This is a genomic window from Mucilaginibacter sp. SJ (assembly GCF_028993635.1).
Classification (GTDB): Bacteria; Bacteroidota; Bacteroidia; order Sphingobacteriales; family Sphingobacteriaceae; genus Mucilaginibacter.
In genome coordinates, this window is sequence record NZ_CP118631.1 from 1027760 (window position 1) to 1044860 (window position 17101).

At 40.2% G+C, this 17101-nt stretch carries 8 protein-coding genes; 2 read left to right on the forward strand and 6 right to left on the reverse strand.

Features of this window, described 5'->3' with window-relative positions:
- Window positions 1–5: 5 nt before the first annotated feature.
- The 5 genes from MusilaSJ_RS04110 to MusilaSJ_RS04130 form a co-directional block, all read right to left on the reverse strand.
- A complete protein-coding gene (locus MusilaSJ_RS04110; protein WP_274988799.1) occupies window positions 6–3353 on the reverse strand; it encodes an FG-GAP repeat domain-containing protein in 3348 nt (1115 codons plus the stop codon).
- Entirely contained in the window at window positions 3340–6642 is a 3303-nt protein-coding gene (locus MusilaSJ_RS04115) for a VCBS repeat-containing protein (RefSeq protein WP_274988800.1), read from the reverse strand. Before MusilaSJ_RS04115 ends, MusilaSJ_RS04110 begins: the two co-directional genes overlap by 14 nt.
- A 70-nt stretch (window positions 6643–6712) precedes the next feature.
- Window positions 6713–8251, reverse strand: a complete 1539-nt coding sequence (locus MusilaSJ_RS04120; protein ID WP_274988801.1) for a RagB/SusD family nutrient uptake outer membrane protein — start codon at window positions 8249–8251, stop codon at window positions 6713–6715.
- A gap of 10 nt (window positions 8252–8261) precedes the next feature.
- Window positions 8262–11303 carry a SusC/RagA family TonB-linked outer membrane protein gene (locus MusilaSJ_RS04125; protein ID WP_274988802.1) on the reverse strand — a complete coding sequence of 1014 codons (3042 nt, stop codon included), beginning with the start codon at window positions 11301–11303 and terminating at the stop codon, window positions 8262–8264.
- Window positions 11304–11810: 507 nt separating this feature from the next.
- Window positions 11811–13421, reverse strand: a complete 1611-nt coding sequence (locus MusilaSJ_RS04130; RefSeq protein WP_274988803.1) for a SusR family glycan utilization regulator — start codon at window positions 13419–13421, stop codon at window positions 11811–11813.
- Between the two features lie 475 nt (window positions 13422–13896).
- Here MusilaSJ_RS04130 and MusilaSJ_RS04135 point away from each other — a divergent pair, with 475 nt between their 5' ends.
- Window positions 13897–14493: a hypothetical protein gene (locus MusilaSJ_RS04135; RefSeq protein WP_274988804.1), complete on the forward strand. Its 597-nt coding sequence runs from the start codon at window positions 13897–13899 to the stop codon at window positions 14491–14493.
- A 171-nt stretch (window positions 14494–14664) separates the two neighbouring features.
- Window positions 14665–15081 carry an RNA recognition motif domain-containing protein gene (locus tag MusilaSJ_RS04140; protein ID WP_274988805.1) on the forward strand — a complete coding sequence of 139 codons (417 nt, stop codon included), beginning with the start codon at window positions 14665–14667 and terminating at the stop codon, window positions 15079–15081.
- A gap of 82 nt (window positions 15082–15163) precedes the next feature.
- Here the strand turns inward: MusilaSJ_RS04140 and MusilaSJ_RS04145 are convergent, their stop codons facing one another.
- The gene (locus MusilaSJ_RS04145) at window positions 15164–16900 is read right to left on the reverse strand and encodes a phospho-sugar mutase (protein WP_274988806.1); all 1737 of its coding nucleotides are present in this window, start codon (window positions 16898–16900) and stop codon (window positions 15164–15166) included.
- Window positions 16901–17101 lie beyond the last annotated feature (201 nt).

Genomic DNA, 17101 nt, shown 5'->3' on the forward strand with positions numbered 1-17101 from the left:
TTACGCTACTTGCTTAGTAACATTAACCGGCCATCATAGGTAACCGTGAGATAAGTATTGAAGTTAGTTGCCGTTTTCACTGGCGCCAGGTAAGTAATTTCCTGGGGGTTAATAGCCCCGTTTATTAAATAAGTTGGTGCATCAAATTGCTTTTTCTGTTTGTTGTAGTGTAAGCCAGCCAGACCGAGCGCATCGTACTTCCCTTCATAGGGCACAACGCCCCAAAAGTTTCCATTCAGCAATATATCGCCATTGTTATATTTTAGCATCGATTTAATTGGGGCCTGCTGATAAAGATATGGCAGTGCAGTAACCGAAGCAGCATGCAATACATCGCTCACAAAAATACTATTGAACTGGTTTACACTTAAACGATCATTGTCATCCAGTTTGTCCTTAAATACCTCAGTGGTGGTTTTATCGGCCATTTTTTGATAGCTGAGCCATTCTTTTTTAAGGTAGGGCAGTTCCTGCTCCAAATCATTTTTAGGGCGGAACGGGTAATAGAGGCCTTTATAAAAATATGATAATATCAAATCGTTTTTGCCATCCTTGTCCAAATCGGTATTATAGGCATAAAGCGGCTGATCGGCAGTAACATTATATTTATTATTCAATCCCCAATTGCCGGCGATAAGGTCGGCCTTGCCGTCGCCATCTATATCGCTTATGATAGCCGACTGCCACCAGCCTTTTTCCTTATCCAAAACCGGTGATGAAAAACGATTTAATTTTTTTCCATCATTCAGGAAAATGTAAACGGGTTGCCACTCGGCCGTAATCAGCAGATCGGGCTTGCCATTGTGATCGATATCAGCAATTGTTATACTGGTGACATATTGCAGGTTCGTGATTTGATCATATGCCTTATCGTTACTTATTTCAAACTTTCCGTTCCCTTTATTTATCAATATCGACGATGGCACGACAGCCGTGTAGTCTTTAAATGAAACGGCGCTGATAAATAAAATATCGTTCAGCCCATCTCCGTTAAAATCAAACAGCGTAATTTTTGATGCCTGGTAATTGAGGTTTGGTAAACGCTGATATTCAAACTGGAAATTGCCCTTATTGAGATATAACCGTGGCTGTACCAATTTCTCTGTTTCCTGGAAAGGATGGTTAGCGCTGATCACGATCAGATCGGCCTTACCATCGTTATTTACATCAGCCCATACAGCCTGCTCATCCGCAGTATATTTATCCTGATCAAATAATGGTACTTTCACTTTGGTAAATCCCCCCGATTTATCACCTGCAAGTATGTATTTTTCTTCGTCGGCTATGCCCCCTACATAAATATCATCAATGCCATCATTATTGGCATCAGCTACAGCAACTGCGGGGGTGTGCTGTAAATAGGTGTGCGGCAAAAGCGAATAATAGTTAAAGTCGGGAGTGTCGAAAGTTTTAACGTTGGCTAAAAGCTTTGCTTGTATAGATTTGCTGTCAAACTGTTTTTTATCGCTGATGAAAGCTTCAATAACCTCAGCTATAGGTTTACTATTTTCAACTGCTTTAGGGTTATATCTTAAAGTAGTTTTCTGACCGGGCCTAAAATCATTCACCACTTCATAACTATTGTCAGGCCATACCACTAACAACGATTCTGGTTTATCGTCAGGGGCAAATGTAAAAAGCAGTTCGTTATTCAAATTACTTTCGTACGCGCTGCTGGTTTGTATTTCCTGGTGATCGAGATGATGCTTTGACTTAAGGAAAAATTTAGTACCGATGCCATCACGGTTTAAAAGGTTATATTTTACAGTGTATTTAAGATAGCCCGGCTTGCTTTCTTTGCGGCCCTCCATTGTGGTATTGTTATAGATATATGCCGGCTCATCCATGTTGTTGGTCACAATATCGAGATCGCCATCATTATCTAAATCAACGGCAACAGATCCTGCCGATATAGATGCCTGCTGCATATCGTTGCCGTTAGAAACATCTGTAAATTTCAATTTATCCTCACCGTGATAAAAGTAATTATGCACACCGCCTTCGGGCATTCTGTTGATCTTGTCCTTATCAAAAACGCGATTTTGTTTATATGCCTGCATAACCATGGGGTCACCAAGATATTTCAGGTAGTCCATATCATTGAGACGGCGTTTAATACCGTTGGAGAAGAACATATCTTTCATTCCGTCCATATCAAAATCCTGCACCAGTGGCGACCATGTCCAATCCGTAGCAGAGTTCCCGCTGTACAAACTCAGGTCGACAAACTTATTGCCGTTGCCTACGTTCAATTGCATACAATTTTTTGAATATTGATAGTAATACCCGGCATTAACTTCCTGATTATAAATATCCAAAGGTTCGTCGTTGATGGTTGATCGTAACACCTTCATTTCCTCCGGAAGCATGTCGGTGCTAAGCACATCTAAATGGCCATCCTGGTTGATATCACTGATAGTATTCCCCATTGAAAAAAGGCTCGTATGTCCGAACGCACTTTTCAACTCTTCTTTAAATGTGCCGTTATGTTGGTTAACGTAGTAATAGTCCTGCTCAAAAAAGTCGTTACTTACATAAAGATCATCCCAGCCATCATTATTCAAATCACCTACACTCACACCTAATCCGTAACCAATTGGCGCCGAATAAATGCCTGAACCCGCAGTTACATCTGTAAAGTGTCCATTGTCATTCCTGAAAAGATGATCGCCGGCATCATGGCTGTATTTAAACCTTTGGGTTGAATCGCCATAGGTATCATTACTATGAACTGATGAAGTAAGCAGGAACATATCCAGATCGCCGTCTTTATCATAATCAAAAAACGAAGCCTGGGTAGAAAGTCCTGCAAAATCGATCCCATATTTGGCCGCGCTTTCGGTAAAAGTTAAATTACCGTTATTGATGTAAAGCTGATTTTTACCTTTAAAGGTTTTATAACCTGACACCACGCTTACGTAGATATCTTTAAATCCATCGCCATTGATATCAACTACAGTTACACCTGTTTTCCAATTCCCGGTACCTGCAACACCTGCTCTGTCGGTGATATCTTCAAACTTCATCCCTCCTTTGTTAAGGTAAAGTTTGTCAGGACCCTGGTTTGATACGAAATAAAGATCGGGCAAGCCGTCGTTATTAAAATCAGCAGTTGCTATGCCAGCACCGTTATAGAAATACAAATAATCTAAAACATTAACCGAATCGGATACTATGTTCCTGTTTTCGAAGGTAACACCCGTTTCATTAGCCGGGAGCAATTTAAATACACCTTCTCCGGCTTTTTTGGATTTACAAGAAGACAAGCCGGCAACACCAATACAAAGAAGGATAAAGAAATATCTAAGAATATATTTGGCAAACAGCATTAAATTGATGTTAACGTAGTTCATAAGCTTTAAGCGGTTCATCATTAATGCCAAACAGGTAATAATTTTTACCGGCTGCATTTCTTATACCTAACGATGAGCGTACCTGTCCGTTTAAATTGAGGCCCGTTTTGGCAGCTGGAAAATAAGAAAACCCATTTTTTGTATATTGATAAACAAGCCCCCGATTAGCATCAAGCCGGCCGACTTCGGGTTTAAAGCCGTAAAAGTTGCCTCCTAATATGATCTTCACAGTTCCGGTATTATTAAAATCTGCACACAAAATAGTATTTATCATAGATAACTGTGCATCGGCGGGCAGTGGTTTACAAATAAATTTTCCGCCTTTGTTAAAAAATACAGCCGAAGCCAGGAAATTCATTTGGTGCTTTTCGGCTCCATCAAGCATATCTGCAGGAAATACTTTGTCAAATGGTTTGCCTGCATAGTCGATATAACGCAGAAAACGTTTTTTGAAGATTGGCATCTGGCCCACTAAATCAGGCTTCATATGAAAAACATAGTTTACTCCATCGCTTTTATACATGGAAGTTACACATTCTTTTGTACCATTATTATCAAAATCCTTTACAAAAATTTCCATCGGCTGCTCAAACGAAGCCCTGAATTTTGAGTTAAGCCCGATGTTACCACCAATAATATCAAGGGCGCCATCGCCATCCACATCAGCAATTTCAAGACTGCTCCACCAGCCTTTGTAATTGGCCAGTTGTTTATCTTCAGCAAATTTCCCTTTGTTGTTTTTGAAGATCTTAATCCCCATCCAATCACCGGCAATTATCAAATCGGGCGAACCGTTATGATCAATATCAGCCCATTGGGCTGCTGTTACCATACCGAGCCTTGTATCCGCGCCCAATACCAATTTTGACACATCGGTAAAATGCCCGTTGCCTTCATTATGAAAAACAAATGATTGCGGCGAACATCCGTAAAGCCCGGGCACACTTCTGCCCCCAACAAAAAGGTCGGGTTTGCCATCGCCGTCATAATCGGCCGAAATAATGGCCGAGGCGTTAACAGCTGCATGGAGTGTTCTCTCAGGATCCCTATGAAAATTCCCTTTGCCATCGTTCACAAAAAAACGCGGATTGTAAACCGGTGTTTCAGCTTCATCGGCATTACCTCCTACTCCTATAATTAGGTCCTGGTCGCCATCGCCGTCAAAATCGCCAAAAACAGCCCCGGCATTTTCCAGGTATTCCTGCTTTTTAAAATCTTCAGGAATCGTTTGTTTAAACTTACCGTCCTTTTGCTGAATATAGATGCTGGCAAAGCTGTTTTTTGAACTTCCGAAATAAAAATCAGTCAGTCCGTCGCCATTAACATCACCGGTAGCCATATACGGATTTTCTGTCGATAACATCTGGAGCATCAGGCGCTCGTTATCGAAATCGATAAAATCATCCTCCTTATGTTTAGGAATGCTGTCAAATATCGATTTGGTAACATCGGCAAATAGTGTTTTAACAGCAGGCTTTGTCCAGTTATATTTCAAGCCGGCATCGGGTTGCTTAACTGTGTAAACTTTATCCGCGTTTACGTTTTTTAGCACCTGATAGGTATTACCCGGCCAAATCACCTGTACCGAATCAATTGATTTGTATTTACCTATACCTATTGTAAGTAAATTGGGCGATGTGCAACTTTGAAAACCACGTGTAGGCTGATTATAATAAATTAGCGAACTGCCCTTCATAAATACTTTTACCGTAGTACCTATTCCAAAAGTATTCAGACCTGTTCCTTTTAATTTTATTTGGATATGATGGTTCCCATTTTTTTCGGCATTGTTTTTAAAGATCGACACCTGGGCATTTTCGTTATTTACGATGAGGTCATTGTCTCCGTCGTTGTCGAGATCAGCGTAGGATGATCCGTTACTAAACCCTGGCTTATCCAAACCAAAATCGGCCGACTTATTAGTAAAAGTAAGGTTGTGATTGTTCAGATAGGCATAGTTAGATAAAGGCGACGAGGCCATTTTATCTGTAAAATCTTTATAATCAAATTTCTTCCGGCCTTCGGCTATCTTGGCCATGTTATCGCGGTTCCCTAAAAACTCAATATAGTCCTGATCGGTCAGATCTTTATAGATCCCGTTTGATACAAAAATGTCTTTCCATCCGTCATTATCCATATCAAACATAAGGGCTCCCCAACTCCAGTCGGTTGCAGCTACGCCAGAATAGAAGGCAGTTTCGGAGAACGTACCATCGCTGTTACGCACCTGCAGGCAGTTTTGCATGTATTGGTTATAATAGCCGTCGCGCTGCTTGGCTTTGATCACATCGTATGATTCAAACGAGGTCATTTTTTTTAAACGCCGATCGCCTTCAGGCAGCATCTCTGTAGTAAAAATATCATACTGCCCATCGTTATTGATATCGGCAATGTCCGATCCCATTGAGGCCAGGCTCAGGTGCCCCGTTTCATTTTGAATATCCTCTTTAAAAGTTCCGTTTTTTTGGTTGATATAGAGATAATCGCGCTCAAAAAAATCATTGGAGACATAGATATCAGGATATCCATCCTGGTTGATATCGGCTACAGAAACGCCTAAACCAAAACCTATATCGCTCGAATATATGCCCGCTTCTTTGGTTACGTTAGTAAAATGGCCACCATCATTACGATAAAGACGGGCACCACCCAACTCATCAACAACAGCACGCAGGTTTTTACTAAAATCAAATGACTCTATAGGCCTGAAAGAATTATTTAGTACAAAGCAATCCAGATCGCCGTCATTATCATAGTCGAAAAAAATGGCCTGGGTGGATAACCCATTATCTACCAGGCCATACTTTTGGGCTTCTTCCTTAAACGTACCATCATGCTGATTAATAAATAGTTCGTTGCCTTTTTCGTTGCCGCGGGCATTACCACTGTGGCAAACGTAAATATCAAGCCAGCCGTCGCCATTGATATCAACCATGGTAGCTCCGGTGCTCCAGTATTTGGTACCCTTAACCCCTGCCTTATCGGTTATATTTTCAAATTTCCAATTTCCTTTATTGATATAGAGTTGATTGCCGCCCATGTTTGATGTCAGGTAAACATCATTTAGCCCATCATTATTTACATCGCCAATGGCAACCCCGCCTCCATTGTAATAATTACGAAAGGTGAACACATTGGTACGATCCTGGTCATTGAGCTGATTAGCGAAATTGATGCCGATTGCCTCATTATTCTGCTGGGTAAACAGGGTTTGTTTATCACCACCATTACAGGCGCAAAAAATAGTAAGGATTAAGATAAGCAGAAACAGGGGTATTTTTGGTTGCATATACTTTGCGAAAAAACAAACGTAGCGGAAATTTCCGCTACGTTCCTTTCAATCAAATAAATCTCAAATATTAATAACCTGCGTTTTGTTTAAGGTTAGGGTTGGTATCAACCGCGCGTTGAGGAATTGGATAAACTGTTTTGCTTTTATCCGTTTTTGCGGGACGCTGATCAACCGGGTCATTAAATTTTTCAAAGCGGATCAGGTCATTCCTTCTCCAGCCTTCCCAGTAAAGCTCACGGCCTCTCTCAGCAAGCATGGCAGTTAAATCAACAGTTGCCATGGCAGTAGCACCACGTGGAACGCGGACAGAGTTAACAAGCTGTAACGCTGTTTGGCCCAATGGATCGGTACCACCGCGCAGAATAGCTTCAGCTTTTTCAAGTACCACATCGGCATAGCGTAAGATCACATAGTCATTTGAGGTATTATCATCGTTAACCGTATTATCAGCTTTAGGCTGCGGGAAGTATTTGAACACCCTGATACCCTGGGCTTCGGTTGAAAAATTGAGGTTAACATCAGGAGTAAAAATCAATGGCTTGCCACTACGTTGCGTTAACGCTTTGTGACCAGGACCATATTGCTGCCCGACAGCAAATCCAGCCCTTAAACCAACTTTATCAGTTAATCCCGGATAGTCTACCCCTCGGCGTTCGTCGGTAGCTTCAAATGAATTGTAAAAATCGGCCAGGGTAGTAAAGCCATTCCAACCGTCCGGAGTTTGGTTATAATGTAAGCCCATTCTCCAGCGATTTTTAGCTGGTGCAGGAGAAGATGTGGCTGTATTATAGAAGCCAAATATATTTCCATGTGATTGTTCTGAATTGTCCCACGCAAAATCCTGGAAGTATTTGCCGGCGGGCTCCAAAGTATATCCTGCTGCGGTAACCTTGTTGGCATATTCTATCACTTTATCCATATCTGCCTTAGCAAATGTAAACGGACCGCCAACTGTGGTTGCGGCGTAAACCGCCCTGTTTAAATAAACTTTTGCCAACAGTGCCTGGGCTGCCGCTTTATTAGCAACACCAATATTTGCGGTGGTGGCTGCCAGGTTAGCTTCGGCAAATTCCAAATCTTTGATAATAAAATCGGTAGCTTCTGCACGTTTCATAACGGTTGGAATGGATGAGGTTGGCGCATCGGGGTCACGCATTGGCTGCTGTCCGTACAAATCCACTACCTGGAACATAAAGTAAGCCCGTAAAAAACTTGCCTGAGCTTTGATATTGTTATCTGTTGCCTTTGAGATTACCTGTGTTGCGCGAAACACACCAATATTTAGCTGATCCCAGGTGTCATTTACCTGGTTGTGGGTAGGTGTCCATGTGTGTGTGTGCAATTTACGCCATGTACCAAAATCTCCCCAGTCAGTACCGCGGGTTGGGCCCATCATTTCATCTGTTGGGTGTTCCTGTAAAGCATAGGTATTGGCCTGGTCAGTTTGTCCATATAATTGTGTATAAACACCATTCAGTTCGGCCGATCCGGCATTGTTACCATATAACGATTTCGATCCGTAAAGTTTTTCATCCAGTTTTGCACAACCGGCTGCGGTTATCAGAACTAAGCTACAAAGAGCTGCTCGTGACGTAATATTTTTCATTTTCATGTTGTTAAAAGCCTGCGTTTAAACCTAAAGTGAATATACGGGCTTTGGGGTAAGAGGTATAATCGATACCCTTTGAAGCCACATCGTTTCGTTGTTTATCTGTGTTAATTTCCGGATCCAAACCTGAGTAACCAGTGATCAGGAATAAATTCTGCCCTGTAAATGATACCCTTAAAGTTTTTATCGCCTTAGATTTAAGTGGGAAGGTATACCCTAATGTGGCGTTACTTAATCTTAAGAAATCGCCCTTTTCAAGAAAACGAGTTGACACCTCACCAGAGTTAAGCGGGTTTTCATTGGTTGATGCTACTTCTTTTGTTACGTTACGACCACTAACAAGGTTGCCTTTGTAAAAGAACGCGTTTGCGGTGTTATTGTAAATATAGAAACCTGTGGCGGCATTCAGGAAGAAGCTTAAGCTCCAGTTTTTATAACTAAAGTTATTGGTTAAGCTGGCAGTAAATTTAGGGTTAGGGCTTCCTTGCAGTGAAGAAACATCGACACCCTGGGGATAGATACTAAAGCCATTTGCATCAAGTCCTTTGTAATTTGGAACATTGAAGGTATACAGCGGAACCCCATTGGTAATCAATTGTGAATAAGCACCTGAAAGGCCTTGTCCATCAATATTACCGGTAACAATGTAGTTTTTGAAGTTTTTAAGCGTATTGCTTATAAAGGTCATATTGTAAGCAATATCCCAGTTAAAATCTTTGCCCTGAATAGCAGCAAGATTTAAACCCACTTCGACCCCTTTGTTTATCACGTTACCATCCAGGTTTTTATAAATCCTTGATGAAAACGTTGGCTGGGCAATATCCTGGAAGAACAGCAGATCCTTAATTGATTTATTGAAGTAATCAACCGAACCGGTCAACCGTCCTTTTATTATAGAGAAATCGAGCCCTGCTCCATATGTGGTATTGGTTTGCCATTTCAGATCGGGGTTAGCCTGATATAAAGGAGCAACGGAATTACCCGGAAAATCCTGCAATTGCTGAACCGGCAATGATGCATAAGCCGGAATTTCCTGGTTACCGGTTTTACCGTAGTTTAACCTAAGGCTCAGATCATCAAAAAAACCTTCTTTAGGCATAAAACTTTCATTGGTTATGCGCCATTTTACAGCCAAAGCCGGGAAGTTACCATATTTATGATTGGCCCCAAAGCGTGAGGAACCGTCTCTCCTGATTGTACCGGTAACGATATAGCGGTCTTTATAGGAATAGTTTACACGTGCAAAATATGATTGTAGTTTGTAGCTGGAGCTATCACCAACCGGATAAGGCAGGTGGGTTTTAAAATCATCATAATTTTTAACTAATACACCGGCAGTTGATGTGCCGAAACCAAACTCATTACGGTTAAAGTTTTTGAAAGTCTGGTATGAATAACCGGCCAAAGCTGTAAGCGAACTTCCATCCTTCCACTTCTTATCATAGTTTAAGGTATGTTCCGTGGTATAATTTGTTAACTCATTGTGTGTAAGGATTGCAGTGCCATTGCCGGTTGGCGACGGAAAATTTATTTGCCTGATACCGATAGCATCCGTATAGCCGACAATTTTAGGGTCATAAAAGGTCTTTCTTAATCCCCTTGATATATCGGCGCCAAAGTTGCCTTTATACGAAAGACCTTCAAATAGTTTTAAGGTAAGTGTAAGATTATTCAAAAACCTGTTAATATTATCCCTGTCATCAATCTGGTTTAATAATGATACCGGGTTTCTGAAACTGTTACCATTAGGGTATCCTGCGTCATTATAACCATTTAAGTTAAAATACCGTCCCTGCGAGTCAAATACAGGCGCCGTAGGGTTTAGCTGTATGGCAGCACCTACCAAGCTTCCGTTAAAACCAGCATTATTGGTAATCGGAGCGTATTGATTTTTAACATTTGAATACGTTGATTGCAGGTCTAATTTAACTCTGTCTTTCAGGAATGACTTTGATGCATTAATACGTGCGTTAAGGCGTTTCAATCCGGAATTTTTTACAATACCCTGCTGATTGTCATAGCCAAAGGAAGCACGATAATTGCTCGTGTTATCCTTACTCGCACCGCCCAGACTCAAGTTATAATTTTGCGATATCGGACTGCGGAATATTTGCTTCTGCCAGTCTGTATTGGCACCGTAGTCAATACCTCCATCAGCTACAGGACCTGCATTTGCGCCAACTGCAGCTACCGCTTTTAAGAATGCATCTCTGCCAAGTACGTCATAACGCTTGGCAGTACTTGAGACACTTGTATTTGATGAAAATTGAATACCCTGGCCTTTGCGTCCTTTGCGCGTTGTAATCAAGATTACACCGTTTGCACCACGCGAACCGTAAATAGCTGCCGAAGATGCATCCTTTAATACTGATATATTTTCTATATCAGCAGGGTTTAAGAATGCCAGTGGATTACGTGCAGATGAGCTACCTGCACCAACGCCGTAGCCTCCGCTTGTACCCCCACCGTTGTCCAATGGCACACCGTCAACTACGTAAAGCGGACCATCGCCGGAGCGGATGGAACCAGCACCACGTATCGCTATGGTAGCACCAGCCCCAGGCTCACCACTTGAAGGAGTAACCTGTACGCCTGAAATACGGCCCTGAAGTAATTGATCAGGCGTTGAGATAACACCCTTGTTAAAATCTTTTGTGCTCAATGAGGCCACAGAGCCTGTCGCATCACGTACACGTTGTGTACCGTAACCGATTACCACAACTTCATTCAATGCTTTACTGGCCGATTCCATTTGCACATCGATTGATGTACGGCCGTTAATTGGCACTGTAACATTCAGATAGCCTACATAGGTAAATGTAAGGCTGCTTGTGGTTTGGGGTACTGAGATCCGGTATCCGCCGTCTACATTGGTAATAGTTCCGCCTGAAGCTCCTACAGCAGTAACTACCGATACACCAATTAACGAAGAACCATCTTTTTTGTCCGTTACTTTACCTGTTATCACCTTATTCTGGGCCATAGCAGGCTCCATCAAAAAGAGAAAAACAGCAAAGAAACATACGTTGAGTAAATGTTTAATTTGCATAAAACTTGAGATTTAGTTGAAATTGGTTGTTGTTTGGGTTTAGTTTTTAATCTGTAAAAGAGCCCCCTAACATTTATACGAAAAAATGCTAATTATGGTTTCAGGTTATCATAATAAATAATACCCAAAACATACGCATAATGTCACGCAAGCATCGCCCGTACCGGTAGATTAGCAGGTCTGTACAGGAAAAAGGTTAACAATGACTGATCGTTTAAAAATGTAATGGTTTACAATAATTACAGGTTAAATTCTGATGCAATTTAATTATAAATAAACTCAGAAAAACACTTATCGGTTGCGGTAAAGGTGAAAAGGGCTTATTTTAATATTTTTATAATTTTTTTCGATGTTTTTAAAATTTAAAAATCTGAAAAACAGATATTTATATAAAAAACAACAGTAAAAAATATAATGTTTTTTTAATCATTTATAATACTTTTTTTGCTAAAAACCCTGTAAGGTTTAGCTGCCTTACAGGGTTTTTAGCATTTATTTTCTTAAAAGTCAATCGTAGTCAAAAGCCTTAATATCCATAATCCGTTGTTCAAATTGATCCGGGTGCAGCGATTTGGCTTTGATCCTCATTTTGTAAACATAGATTGTATTGACAGAATATTCCAATATTTTGGCAATAGTTTCATTATCGGCAATACCCATCCTTATAAGCGCGAATATGCGAAGATCTGTATTTAATACTTCATCCTCATCAGGCCAGATCTGATCTTTCTCGGCAAACAGGCTGTTGAACACCGTAATAAAATTAGGGAAGATCTTTAAAAAAATATGATCAAAGCTGTAGTATAAACTCTCTCTTTCTTTTTTAATATCAATATTATTTACAAAAGTATGAATGGCATCGTACTTCTTCATCGAGAGCTTGGCATCAATGGAGATTTTCAAATTTTCGAGCTTAACTATATAGCCCGAAATGGCTTTAAAAAACTGCCCGATATATTCCTCTTTAATTTTTGCATCTTCAATCAGTTTCCCGTTTATGTGGTTTAACTGTACATTTTTCCCTTCAATTATTGCTTCTTTAACCTTCAACTTCTTTAATTGGTTGATGATCATCACCAGAAAAAAAACCACCAGCAATGCAAGCGAGGTAATAATTAACAGTAACACCAGGAAGCGGTTTTTTTGATGCTCGGTATTATTAAGCTCGGCTGCTGCTATTAATGGTAAAATTGAAGCAATCTGTATTTTACGCTGGCGGGCTCCGTAAAAGTCGGCATCGGCTTTTGCCAATTGAATGAAACTGTAAGCATCTTTGATGTTGCCCTGTTTATACAACAGTTCTGCCAGCGTATAAAGTGCAACCGTTTCACGGGTTGATGATTTGATATCGGCTATTGCAGCCCTCATCATCAAATTAAGGCCTTCCTGCCTTTCGTTATCTTCAAGACAGATGGCTCCCAATGAGCATGACACCATTGCCCGCAGGTGCATGGAAATTGGCATATCCTTCTCCAGTAATTTTTTAAACCGTATCCGCCCTTCTCCATAATTCTTTTCCTGGTAATCCTTCAAACCAAGTAAATAAGTATGCATTATATGGTCGTTACCGCAAAACGAAACCGCCGAATCAATGTATTTATTACCGGCCTTAATATAATCGGGACTAAAGTATTTGTCATTGCTGTAATTCGCCAGATCATAATTGCACCTGCCTAAAAAGAAATAGTAATCAACTTTATCGGCATTGCTCAGCGCTTTTACATTTACTTTTCGTAAATAGTCAAATGTTTCGTTAAACATCCCCGACGAAAGGAGAATAAAAGCCATTCTTACATAACTATAATACTCTTTTGGTTTATTACCGGTTACTTTGCTTAGTGATATCATTTTATCAACATAAACATATGCCGAATCAAACTGATATGATTTGTATTCGGTGTAAAGCTTGTCCCAGGTATCAAACCGTACATCATAATTGGTTTGCGAAAGATTTGATTGGTATGCCTTTAATTTTCGGATTCTTGCTTCTTTACTGCTATCATATATATTTTTTTTTGCGATTTCAGTTTTTAATTCTTCGAGTAAGGTATTAGGATCAGTGAATGCATTTGCCGAAAGAATAATTAATGAAAAAAGCAAACAGAAGATATATTTCATTTTTGGTATAAAGGTTTTAAATGGCGTACCGATCCGATGATTAATCAAACACACAATTTCTGCAAATCAAATACGGCAATAAATTAATTAAACTGCAACCAACAAGGCTATCATTTTAGGAGATAAATTGCACACCTATCCCCGGTTTATATTCTCAAATATATGGATTTACAGTATTGCTAATGCGTTTTAGTTTAGTTTTTTGATCAGCAGAGATTACACTGTCCGAACCTGAAAAAGATTGAGATCATGCCACTCAAACGACGAGTTTTGTTTTTAACCAATAGTTAACAAAAGCAGACAATATTTTCAATCACTGCGTTCTTTTCTATACAAGAAATACATAACTAATTAAAATATTGCAATAAGTTTAATTATATAAACTCATTGCAATATTTAAGTAAAAATTAATACAAACTAATTTTTAGGGCGAAGATGGCATCCCCCTTGTTTTTATTATTGTAAAACCTGACTTATGAAAGCATATTATGAATCTCTAACAACAGGCATCAAAACCCTATTGATTGCAATAGCCTGCCTTTTACCATCGCTGGTTTTCTCACAGTCTAAAACACCAGGATCGGTTGAGTATTTAAAATTTTGCAATGGAATTAGCGGACTGACACTTGGTGAGGACATTAGCCAAATTCCGGCCCGTAAGCTTACCTATTTAGATAATGATGCTAAACCCGATGCAGACAGCTGTATCCGTTATCAATATAAAGACAGTAGCTCATTGATACAGGGAGATAGTTTGTTATTAGATGCAATAGGTTTCCGCGTTTACAAAAACAAAATAGTGAACATTTATCTTTTCTTTAAGATGACTGACGCTTATAAAATACTGGACTATTTCTTAAAAGCATATGGGCCATTTACAGGGCGCCCGAACGCTTATGCTGATATTTATAACTGGGATACAACCGCACTGAATTTGTCATTGAGATACCAGGTAAAAACCGAGATGGGGGTAGCTATATTTAGCAATAAAAACCTTGAAAACGAAATTGCAGCCAACCGGCCTTCAGTACTCCTTAAAGATGCATATCAGTCGTTTTCTGTTTTGTATTGATGACGTTCTGTTATTAAGGGTTACAAAATGCCTCTTCAGGACCATTACTGACTTGAAAACAACGAATTATTAAATAAACTTTGGTTTTAACGCGAAAACATCCTTTATTTAAAAAAAATCAAACGAAATTTGTGTACGGTGGTTATCTATCATCTTAATCTCAATTTATAAATGGTCAAATTATTTGTAGGCGGCTTTCCTCTGGAAATGACAGAGCTGGAACTTGTTAAAATGATAGGTCCACATGGCGATGTGGAAACGATTAAAATTGTACGCGACAAAAAAACAAGGATATGCAAAGGATATGCATTTCTTGAAATGAAGGACCGCACCGGGGCCGAGAACGCGGTAATTGCCTTAGACGGTACGCCCATTGCCGATCGGGTATTAAGTGTAAAAATAAACGACGACTTTGTTAAGAAAACTCCTCCGCCACGTAAGTCATTTGGATACGGCAACAACAATAATAGAGGCACCGGTGACAGAACTAACAATACCCGAAACTATAATAGCCCAAGCAATTACCGGAGCAATAATGATCAGTCACCTGGAGGTGACAGACCAAGGCGCCCCAGAAAAACGATGTAACAAACCACTGATAGGTCATACTAAAAAAAATCCCGGCCAGATCTCAATCGGCCGGGATTTTTTCAAACATCATTATCCGTAGTTAAACACCGAGGTCCTGCATAATTGAGGCAATCTTAGCGTCAAGTTGTTTGTCTGTTTCACTGTATGTTTCTTTACTTTCAAGTTTGCCGTTCACACTGCAATAAAACTTAATTTTAGGCTCCGTGCCTGACGGACGGGCCGAAATGATACTACCGTCCTCGGTAATGAATTGTAAAACATCAGATACAGGCAATTCAATTGGTTTGCTTGTATTGGTTGCTAAATCAGTTTCAATACGTTTTTCATAATCCTTAAGCGTACTTACTTTTGAGCCGCCTAAGGTATCCGGAGGATTAGTACGGAATTTCTCCATCATTTCCTTAATTTCTTCGGCACCTGTTTTACCTTTTTTTGTGAGGGAGATCAGCTTTTCCTTATAAAATCCATATTGCACATAAGTATCAATTAACGCTTCAAAAAGACTGCTTCCTTTGTCTTTGTAATAAGCGGTCATTTCTGCGATGAAGGCGCTTGAAACTACAGCGTCCTTATCCCTTACAAGTTCGCCTATCAAATAGCCGTAGCTTTCTTCACCGCCACCTATAAAGGTTTGTTTACCCTCAAAGTGGGTCATTAACTCGCCGATATACTTAAAGCCGGTAAGAGTGTTATAGTAAGTAACATTCTTGGCTTCGGCTATGCGTTCGATAAGATTTGTGGTAACAATGGTTTTAACAATATACTCTTTACCGGTAAGCTTGCCTTTTTCTTCCCATGCGCTTAATAAATAATTGATCAGCATAGCGCCGGTTTGGTTACCATTGAGCAGGATAAACTCGCCATCGGTATTTTTCACAGCAATACCCACACGATCTGCGTCGGGATCTGTAGCCAATACCAGGTCGGCATCAGTTTCCTGGGCTTTTTTAAGGGCAAGTGTAAGCGCTTCCTTTTCTTCGGGATTAGGGTAAACTACTGTTGGGAAATTACCATCAGGAGTTATTTGCTCATCAACCAGGATCACATTTTCAAAACCAAACCGTTTCAGGGCTTGGGGTACCAATGTGATACCTGTACCATGGATTGGCGAATAAACTATTTTAAGATCTTTTTGACGTGCAATAGCATCAGGCGAAACAGAAAGTTCGGTGATCTTGCTCAGGTAAAGCTCGTCAATGTCCTCTCCTATTTCTTCAATATTAGCATCAACGCGGTTAAATTTGATGTCATCTATGCTGCTGATTGCAGCCACCTCGTCCATTACGGCTTTATCGTGCGGAGAAACAAATTGCCCGCCATCGGCCCCATAAGCTTTGTAGCCATTATACTCTTTAGGGTTGTGCGATGCAGTAAGCATTACACCGCTTTTGCAGCCTAAATGGCGTACTGCAAACGAAAGCTCGGGTGTGGGACGTAATGCCTTAAAAAAGTAAACATAAATGCCATTAGCTGAAAAAACTTCGGCCGTAATAGTCGAAAAGAAATCGGCATTGTTACGGCTGTCATGAGCGATAGCTACTTTGATTTTTTCGCCTGGGTAGGTTTTTTTCAGATAATTAGCTAATCCCTGTGTGGCGGCGCCTATAGTATACTTATTGATACGGTTTGAACCCGGCCCCATAATACCGCGAAGGCCGCCGGTACCAAACTCCAGATCGCGGTAAAATGAATCCGTCAGTTCAGTATATGCCTTATCGTCAATTAATTTTCGGATTTCCTGCTTTACATCAGCATCATAATTTCCTTGAAGCCATGAGTTTGCTTTTTGAAGAATGGTGGGGTCTAATTCCTGCATAAGTGGTTGTATATTTTCAATTTATCTGATTCGGTTTTGTTTTAAATATGATAATAAATAATCAAAACAGAACGCCTTAAAGTTAAATCATCTTTTTAATTATGCCAGCCCAATATGCAATAAGTTTTAAATATAATGTACAGCAAGAGCGGCACACCGAACGTTATCTGAACAAGATACTCCGGTAAAAGTTTTATCAAC

What these genes read in the sequence shown, in the direction of transcription:
- MusilaSJ_RS04110 (WP_274988799.1), bottom strand. Translation starts at nt 3,353, where the DNA reads ATGAACTACGTTAACATCAATTTAATGCTGTTTGCCAAATATATTCTT.
- MusilaSJ_RS04115 (WP_274988800.1), bottom strand. Translation starts at nt 6,642, where the DNA reads ATGCAACCAAAAATACCCCTGTTTCTGCTTATCTTAATCCTTACTATT.
- MusilaSJ_RS04120 (WP_274988801.1), bottom strand. Translation starts at nt 8,251, where the DNA reads ATGAAAAATATTACGTCACGAGCAGCTCTTTGTAGCTTAGTTCTGATA.
- MusilaSJ_RS04125 (WP_274988802.1), bottom strand. Translation starts at nt 11,303, where the DNA reads ATGCAAATTAAACATTTACTCAACGTATGTTTCTTTGCTGTTTTTCTC.
- MusilaSJ_RS04130 (WP_274988803.1), bottom strand. Translation starts at nt 13,421, where the DNA reads ATGAAATATATCTTCTGTTTGCTTTTTTCATTAATTATTCTTTCGGCA.
- MusilaSJ_RS04135 (WP_274988804.1), top strand. Translation starts at nt 13,897, where the DNA reads ATGAAAGCATATTATGAATCTCTAACAACAGGCATCAAAACCCTATTG.
- MusilaSJ_RS04140 (WP_274988805.1), top strand. Translation starts at nt 14,665, where the DNA reads ATGGTCAAATTATTTGTAGGCGGCTTTCCTCTGGAAATGACAGAGCTG.
- MusilaSJ_RS04145 (WP_274988806.1), bottom strand. Translation starts at nt 16,900, where the DNA reads ATGCAGGAATTAGACCCCACCATTCTTCAAAAAGCAAACTCATGGCTT.